General features: G+C 28.9%; 8 protein-coding genes and 1 other annotated feature. All 8 genes read left to right on the top strand.

The genetic code is table 11. From position 1 onward, the window contains the following. Window positions 1–36 precede the first annotated feature (36 nt). The 8 genes from ACLR9T_RS12840 (at window position 37) to ACLR9T_RS12805 (ending at window position 8,351) form a co-directional block, all read left to right on the top strand. Window positions 37–468: a cell division protein SepF gene (locus tag ACLR9T_RS12840; protein ID WP_413109902.1), complete on the top strand. Its 432-nt coding sequence runs from the start codon at window positions 37–39 to the stop codon at window positions 466–468. A gap of 32 nt (window positions 469–500) precedes the next feature. Continuing rightward, complete coding sequence (locus ACLR9T_RS12835) at window positions 501–1,259, top strand: RNA-binding protein (RefSeq protein ID WP_413109901.1); 759 nt, start codon at window positions 501–503, stop codon at window positions 1,257–1,259. A gap of 12 nt (window positions 1,260–1,271) precedes the next feature. Next, window positions 1,272–1,703, top strand: coding sequence for a DivIVA domain-containing protein (locus ACLR9T_RS12830; protein ID WP_413109900.1), 432 nt, complete (start codon window positions 1,272–1,274; stop codon window positions 1,701–1,703). After that, window positions 1,700–1,902, top strand: a binding site (T-box leader). Its footprint overlaps the gene before it by 4 nt. Window positions 1,903–1,933: 31 nt before the next feature. Beyond that, window positions 1,934–4,663, top strand: a complete 2,730-nt coding sequence (ileS, locus tag ACLR9T_RS12825; protein WP_413109899.1) for an isoleucine--tRNA ligase — start codon at window positions 1,934–1,936, stop codon at window positions 4,661–4,663. Window positions 4,664–5,082: 419 nt separating this feature from the next. Next, entirely contained in the window at window positions 5,083–5,499 is a 417-nt protein-coding gene (locus tag ACLR9T_RS12820; protein WP_413109898.1) for a DUF3788 domain-containing protein, read from the top strand. Between the two features lie 334 nt (window positions 5,500–5,833). Next, window positions 5,834–6,730, top strand: a complete 897-nt coding sequence (locus ACLR9T_RS12815) for a DMT family transporter (RefSeq protein WP_413109897.1) — start codon at window positions 5,834–5,836, stop codon at window positions 6,728–6,730. After that, window positions 6,723–7,973: a D-alanyl-D-alanine carboxypeptidase family protein gene (locus ACLR9T_RS12810; protein ID WP_413109896.1), complete on the top strand. Its 1,251-nt coding sequence runs from the start codon at window positions 6,723–6,725 to the stop codon at window positions 7,971–7,973. Before ACLR9T_RS12815 ends, ACLR9T_RS12810 begins: the two co-directional genes overlap by 8 nt. 171 nt (window positions 7,974–8,144) lie before the next feature. Further along, entirely contained in the window at window positions 8,145–8,351 is a 207-nt protein-coding gene (locus ACLR9T_RS12805; protein ID WP_413109895.1) for a hypothetical protein, read from the top strand. The last annotated feature ends 38 nt before the right edge of the window (window positions 8,352–8,389 follow it).

Genomic DNA, 8,389 nt, shown 5'->3' with positions numbered 1-8,389 from the left:
ATAATGAGCTGGTAATAAAATAAGGAGGACCACTTCATGGGATACGGACAAAAAGTTAAAAAATGGTTCTTTGACGAAGACGGTGATGAAGTTGAAGAATATGAGGAAGTAGAAATTGATACTGAGCCAAAAACCAGTTTATTTGAACAAGCTAAATTTTCAAAAACTAGTGATGCCATTAAAGCATTAAATGCTAATAAAGATAGTCAATTGATTTTATTTGAACCTAGAGCCTTTGCAGAAACACAAGATATTGCAAATTATTTAAAACAGAAAAAAGCAGCTGTAATTAATTTACATCGTTTACAAAAAGAACAATCTAAACGGGTTGTAGACTTTCTAAGTGGAGTAATCTTTGCAATTGAAGGAGATATCCAAAGAATTGGGCCAAGAATTTTCTTATGTACTCCAAAAAATATCGGTGTTTCAGGTAGTATTGCTCTAGATGAAGAGGAACCAGAAGAATAAATGAGTATTAGTTTAACTAATACTTTTTAATTATGTTTGAACATTTTAAAGGTGAGGAAGTATTTGTTAAAAAGGTTTTGGAGTTTAAAGATCAGGCTTTATATAAACAAAGAATCATTTTAACAAAGTTTTTAAACCCATATCACCAATCAATTGTTTATAGTATTATTGGTAATCTAGATGATTTAATAGTTTTAGAGGATGGTGGTTTACTTAATAGTGAGTCTAAAAGATTAATTATTGCTCCATCATTTTATCAAATTGAAAAAGAAGATTTTGAAATAGCGCTAGTTAAAATTACATATGTTAAATCTTTTGGAAAATTAAATCATCGAGATATTTTAGGTGCTTTAATGTCTTTAGGGATTAAAAGAGAATTATTTGGGGATATTTATGAATATAATGATAATTTTTATGTTGCAATGGATTCAAGAATTTATGATTATGTTAAAGATAATCTAACGATGATCAAGCGTAGTAAAGTAAAATTATCAATAACTAATGAAAAGATTGAAATAATTCATGAATATGTTAGTAAAACATTTATTATTTCTTCATTTCGTCTTGATAAGATAGTAAGCAGCTTTTATAAAATACCTCGGAGTAAAGCAGTTAGCTATATTCAAGCAGGTTTTGTAAAAGTTAATCATAAAGAAGTTGAAGAAATAAGTTATTTGTGTAATAATAGTGATATAATATCGCTTCGACGCTATGGTCGTGTTAAGTTTGTTGATACTAAAAGAAAAACTAAACAAGATAATTTTGTCGTAGAAGGATATTTTTATAAGTAAGGGAGTGAGACGATGAGTGAAATAAAAAAGCAATTTAGGGGTTATGATATGCAGACAGTAGATAATCTAATTGTTGATTATGAAAGTCAGATTAGTAAGTTGAAACGAGAAATTGCTACTTTGACTGATGAACTTGAGCATGCTAAAGAACAAAACTCATTATTGCAGCATCGTGTCAACATCACTGAAAAAACTAATGAAGAAATAGCTCGATTGGCTTTAAAAGAGGCTAGTGCTTTGATTGATAAAGCCAAACGTAATGCTAATATGATTTTGAAAGAGTCTTTAGATTATGTTCGTTCACTTTCAAGTGAGATGAATGATTTTAAAGATCAAGCAATTAAATTCCGTTCATCTGTTCAAAAGATGTCACAAGATATTTTGGATACGATTGATAATTCGGAAGTCTTTAATCTTATTAACGAAGAAGATGAAGATAATTAAATACAATGAAAGAGACTGTTTATAATAAGATGTTTATAGAGAGCTGATGGATGGTGTAAATCAGTAACTATTATTATAATGAATCACTCTGGAGTAGCGCCTTGAAAGTAGTAGGGGTCGCCGTTGATCGCGTTAAGATTTTAAAGTGCGTATTGTAAAATACGAATTAAGGTGGTACCGCGATATATTCGTCCTTGTTAAGGACGTTTTTTATTTATGGAGGAGAAAAAATGAATTACAAAGACACATTATTAATGCCAAAAACAGACTTTGAGATGCGAGGAAATCTTCCTAAAAAAGAGCCTGGGTATGTAAGTCGTTGGCAAGAAACGAACATGTATGAAAAAGTTATTAAACAAAATGAAGGTAAAGATGCTTTTGTTTTCCATGATGGGCCACCATATGCTAATGGTAATATGCATATGGGACATATGTTAAACAAAGTCATTAAAGATGTAATCTGTCGTTATAATAACATGGAAGGACGTTATACACCATATATTCCTGGTTGGGATACTCATGGTTTGCCGATTGAAAACGCTATTCAAAAATTAGGGGTTAATCGTAAGGAAATGTCTACGGCAGCATTTAGAGAAAAATGTGATGCTTATGCTCATGAACAAGTTAATAAACAAAAAGAACAGTTAATTAGAATGGGAACATTTGCAGATTATGAACATCCATATTTAACTTTAGCACCAGAATTCGAGGCTAATCAAATTGATGTATTTGCTAAGATGGCTATGGATGGATTGATTTTTAAAGGATTAAAACCTGTATATTGGTCACCATCAAGTGAATCTGCTTTAGCAGAAGCGGAAATTGAATATCATGATATTAAAAGTCCAACTATCTTTGTAAAATTTCCTGTTAAAGATGGTAAAGGAATTTTAGATAATGATACATATTTTGTTATCTGGACTACAACACCTTGGACTATTCCTGCCAATCTAGCAATCTGTTTAAATGAGCTATATAACTATGCATTAGTTGAAACACCTAAGGGTAAATTAGTTGTTTTAGATGAATTAGTTGATTCTTTAATGGAAAAATTTGAAATCACTGAATATAAAGTAGTAAATCACTTTAAAGGGAAGGAATTAGAAATGATTACTTGCCAGCATCCTTTATATGATCGTGAATCACTAGTTATTTTAGGAGATCATGTTACTGCTGAAGCTGGAACTGGATGTGTTCATACAGCACCAGGATTTGGGGCTGATGACTTCTTTGTTGGTCAAAAATATGGATTACCAGCTTACTGTAATGTCGATGAACATGGTTGTATGATGGCTGATTGTGGTGAATGGTTAGCTGGACAATATGTTGATGATGCAAATAAAACTGTGACAATGAAACTTGATGAGCTAGGAGTTTTGTTGAAATTAGAATTTATTACTCATAGTTATCCTCATGACTGGCGAACTAAAAAACCAATCATTTTTAGAGCAACAGATCAGTGGTTCTGTTCATTAGATAAAATTAGAGATAAATTATTAAATGAAATTGATAAAGTTAACTGGTTGAATGAATGGGGTCATATTCGTATTTATAATATGATCAAAGAACGTGGGGACTGGTGTATATCTCGTCAAAGATCTTGGGGGGTACCAATTCCTATTATCTATTGTGAAGATGGAACACCAATTATGGAAGAAAAAGTATTCAAGCATATTTCTGATTTATTTAGAAAGCATGGTTCAAATGTCTGGTTTGAACGTGATGAAAAAGATTTATTACCAGAAGGATATACTAACGAACATTCACCAAATGGTATCTTTAAAAAAGAAAAGGATATCATGGATGTTTGGTTTGATTCAGGATCAAGTCATACTGGATGTATGAAGGAAAGGGGTTATCCATATCCTGTTGATTTATATTTTGAGGGTAGTGATCAATATCGTGGCTGGTTTAACTCTTCATTGATCGTAGGTACTGCTGCTCATGGTTGTGCACCATATAAAACAGTCTTGTCACATGGTTTTGTTTTAGATGGTAAAGGAAACAAGATGTCTAAATCTTTAGGTAATACAGTTGATCCAATTAAATTAGTTAAGCAGTATGGAGCAGATATTGTTAGATTATGGACAACTTCTGTTGCATACCAGCAAGATGTTCGTATTAGTGATGAAATTATGAAGCAAATTTCTGAAAACTATCGTAAGATTAGAAATACAATGCGTTTTGTTTTAGGAAACCTAAATGATTTTAAACAAGCTGATCTTGTAGCTGTTGATAAATTAGCTGATGTTGATAAATATATGTTGGTTGAGTTAAATGATTTGATTGATGGTTATCATAAAGCCTATGATAATTATGATTTTGCTGATGCAAATCAACAAATTCTAAATTATTTTACGAACTTATTAAGTTCATTCTATATGGATTTTACAAAAGATATTCTTTATATTGAAAAAGCTGACAGTTTACGTAGAAGACAAGTACAAACAGTATTATATTATCATGCTAAAGTAATGATGAAGTTAATTTCTCCAGTCTTAGTATTTACAGCTGAAGAATTACATGATCATTTCCATTGTGATGATAAAAAAGCTGAATCTATTTTCTTAGAACCAAATGTTGAAAAGGTAACAGTTGAAAATAGTAATGAATTAAAAGAATACTTTGATCGTTTCTTATTATTACGTAAAGATGTTTTAAAAGCATTAGAAGGATTACGTAATGAAAAAGTAATTAAATCTAATATGGAAGCAAAAGTAACTATATCTTTAAAAGATGGATTTAAAGATATTGCATCAATGTTAAATGATTTAAAACAATTATTTATTGTAGCTAAAGTTGAATTAGTTGATGATAATTCACTAGAAGAATATGATAGTGCATTTATTAAAGTTGAAAAGTTTAATGGTCATCAATGTCCTCGTTGTTGGAATCACTTTGATGAAGAAGAGATGGAAGGCGAATTATGCCAACGCTGTCATAATGTTATTAATGGATAATTAAATATTTTAAAAGTCAGAAATTTACTTAGTAAAATCTGACTTTTTTAGATGAATAATTATCTTTTGTATTAGTAACACATAATGATTTATGAATATAAATGTTTACATAATTAAAGTTGGATGTTATTGTAAAATTAAATAATAGATTTTATATATAATTAATATCAAACAATTCATGGCTTAAATTTTTATCATTTAAAAAATGTTAGGAATATAATCAATATGATATTATATAAAGTATTTTACTTGATGATGAGTATAGATGATTATTTATGAAAGCTGGTTTTGATATATCTAAATTATAATCAAAGTATTTATAATAAAGAAAGCAAAAGACTTATTGTTACTAAAGGTAATAAATAAAATTTATTTTTAAGTATTAATATAAATTATAATGATAACTGGAGGTATATTATATGATTGATATAAAAAATCGTGATTATTGTCCTACACTAGATGAAATAGGAGAGTATATTGGCAATTTAGTTTTTAATAAATTTTGTATGGAAATTGAAACAAAATATAATAGTAAAGCAAAAATAGAATTCAGCTCTTGTAGTTATGAAAAAGGATGGAATATTAAGTATAAAAAATCTGGAAAAACTCTTTGTACCATATATCCTAGAGAATCTTATTTTACAATAATGATAGTTGTAGGTAGAAAAGAAAAGGAAATGGTTGAATCTATATTGCCAAGTTGTACTATTGAATTGCAAGATATTTATTGTCAAACTAAAGAAGGAAATGGACAAAGATGGCTTATGATTGATTTAGAAGATAGTGAGAATATGTATCATGATATATTTCGTCTAATTGAAATTCGGAGTATTTGATGAATTTGTATTTTTAAGCCTTATTAGCTGTTATAAAATAAGAATATATTTGGTTATATGCAAGTTGAAATATTAGTACCATGAGATTATTTTATCATTGGATTTAATAAGCATAATATTTTAATAGTAAATGAGAGAAAGATGATCATAAAAATTTATTTACAAGATGTTTTTTGATACTTGGGGGAATCCAAGTATTTTTATTATTTATTATAGAAAATTCTATTTTAGGATATTATCATATTAGAGTTAAATGTATAAAAATTAAAGAAAATATATATTGTTGAAATATGTCGAAAGTGTTAAAATATACAAGTAAATTGGAGGTTTAATTGTGAGTGATAAGATTAAAGGTTCATTGTTGTTGACAATAGCAGCAATGATTTGGGGCAGCTCTTTTATTGTGATGAAGAGTGCAGTGGATTTTTTAACACCGAATGTGTTACTATTTATTAGGTTTTCTTTAGCTACAGTAATTATGGTAATCATGTTTTATAAATATGTTAGAGATATAAGTATTAAAGATTTAAAAGGTGGCATGATTACTGGTACATGTTTATTTTTAGCTTATCTAATTCAAACAATTGGTTTAACTATGACAACGCCAGGTAAAAATGCTTTTTTAACAGCAGTATATTGTGCAATCGTACCATTTTTAGTTTGGTTTTTTTATCGTAAAAGGCCTGATAATTATAATTTTTTTGCGGCATTATTATGTGTTATCGGAGTTGGATTTGTTTCATTAGATGGTAATTTAAGCATAAATATGGGGGATTTATTAACACTTGTTGGGGGTCTTTTTTTTGCCTTTCATATTCTAGCAATTAAAAAGTATTCTCAAACAATGCATCCAATTAAATTAACTACATTACAGTTTGCAATGACAGCAATTTTAGCGCTTTTGGGTTCGTTATTATTTGAAGATATATCAGTGATTAGACAAATTGATAGCAGCATTGTTTTACAGATTGGTTATTTAGCATTATTTGCTACTGCAATAACGTTACTTTGTCAAAATATTGGACAGCATTTAGTTAGTGAATGTAATGCGGCAATTTTGCTTAGTTTAGAATCAGTATTTGGGGTAGCTTTTTCAGTTTTATTATATGGGGAAGTATTAACTGTTAAAGTACTTTGTGGATTTGTTTTAATTTTTATTGCAATCATTATTTCTGAAACAAAACTTTCTTTTTTAAAAACAGGGGCTAAGGAGGGTGAATTAGATGTTTAAAAAGATTTTAAGTTTTATTCTTGCATGTATATGCCTATTTACTTTAATTACTCCAATACAGGCACAAGATAATAGTGAGGATATTGGTTTAACAGCACAATACGCAGTTGCCATAGATGCTAAAAGTGGTTTAGTTCTTTATAATAAAAATATGGATGAAAGAATGTATCCAGCTAGTATGACAAAAGTTATGACAGTAATTGTAGCAATTGAGATGATGAAAGATCTTGAAATGACTACAGTAATTACTCAAAGTGATATTGACACAGTGTGGGAAACTGGGGCTTCATCAGCAAATTTTGAAGTAGGTGAAACTGTTACATATCGTGATTTACTTTTAGGAGCAATTTTACCAAGTGGTGCTGATGCAACTAGAGCATTAGCTAATAATCTTTGTGGTGGTCAAGAAGAGTTTGTCAATAAGATGAATGAAACAGCAAAGAAATTAAAATTAAAAGATACTAACTTTGTAAATACAACAGGAATTCATGATCCTAATCATTATACAACTGTTCATGATATGGCTTTGATAGTTAAATATGCTGTAGAAAATGAACGATTTAAAGAGATTTATTCAAAACGTTCTGCTACTTCTTCAAATGGTCTACATCAATGGGTTAACAAATCGATGTATAATGCAGGTAGAAGTCATATTGATACAAGTAATATTATAGGGTGTAAAAGCGGTTATACTGATGCTGCAAAAAATTGTTTAGCTAGTTTAGATAAGGTTGGAGATAATGAGATCATTACAGTTGTAGGTAAATCAATAAATGATGATATTAAGCCAAGGGCTGCTGTACAAGATACTTTAGATATTGTTAATTATGTTAGTCAAAATTATTCGCTTCAACCTATCTTAAATAAAGATACAGAGGTGAAAAGTTTAAATATAAAGGTAGCAAAAGATAATCAAAAGATAGTAATTAAAAACCAGCATGATGTTATAGCATTTTTACCAAATAATGTTAATAAAGATGATTTAGAGTATAAATACTCATTTAAGCAACTTGAGGCACCAATAAAAAAGGGAACTAAAGTAGGTAATCTTGATATTTATTATGGTGATTATTTATTGTATCAAGAAGAATATATTAATGATAAGATGATTGAACGTGATGCGTTTAGTGATCTAATGTCAAATATAATGAATTTTATGTTTCCTTATGGTTTGGCGATAATTTTGGTGATTATTTATTTTCTAATTTCAAAAATAAAAAAGCATAAAGTAAATAACGGGTAATTATCTATTATTTTTATGTTTTTAAATAATTTGTTTCACTTATATCTAAAGTTGTTTCAACTGTACATTTTGCATGAATTATGATTGTATCAAAAACTGGTAGTTGGGATAAGAGATATGCTAAAAGTATTTCAATTGATGATTTAATTATAAAAATGAAAGGCGATTAAAATGCGAAAATGTCAACGTTGTAACACAGAAATGATTGAAGAGTATGGATTAAAGATAAGTTCAATAAATGCGGGTGTAGCTCCAGTATTACTTAGTAAAGGTCAGGGAGTCTTAACTAATGAGTTTGGAAAGATAAAAGCTGCTGTTTGTCCAAACTGTGGTGAAGTATCGCTATATACAGAAGATAAGAAAATATTAAATAAATAAATAAATCTCCCTTACAACTTCAAATTTGTCGCTCTGTA

The sequence above is a fragment of the Thomasclavelia sp. genome, assembly GCF_047249845.1.
Taxonomy (GTDB): Bacteria; Bacillota_I; Bacilli_A; order Erysipelotrichales; family Coprobacillaceae; genus Thomasclavelia.
Note: the sequence above shows the minus strand (reverse complement) of the source record. Positions and strands in the feature narration are given on the sequence as shown.

Excerpts from the sequence above, each read along its gene's own strand:
- ACLR9T_RS12805 (WP_413109895.1), top strand. The coding sequence starts at position 8,145 with ATGCGAAAATGTCAACGTTGTAACACAGAAATGATTGAAGAGTATGGA.
- ACLR9T_RS12810 (WP_413109896.1), top strand. The coding sequence starts at position 6,723 with ATGTTTAAAAAGATTTTAAGTTTTATTCTTGCATGTATATGCCTATTT.
- ACLR9T_RS12835 (WP_413109901.1), top strand. The coding sequence starts at position 501 with ATGTTTGAACATTTTAAAGGTGAGGAAGTATTTGTTAAAAAGGTTTTG.
- ACLR9T_RS12840 (WP_413109902.1), top strand. The coding sequence starts at position 37 with ATGGGATACGGACAAAAAGTTAAAAAATGGTTCTTTGACGAAGACGGT.
- ACLR9T_RS12830 (WP_413109900.1), top strand. The coding sequence starts at position 1,272 with ATGAGTGAAATAAAAAAGCAATTTAGGGGTTATGATATGCAGACAGTA.
- ACLR9T_RS12820 (WP_413109898.1), top strand. The coding sequence starts at position 5,083 with ATGATTGATATAAAAAATCGTGATTATTGTCCTACACTAGATGAAATA.
- ileS (WP_413109899.1), top strand. The coding sequence starts at position 1,934 with ATGAATTACAAAGACACATTATTAATGCCAAAAACAGACTTTGAGATG.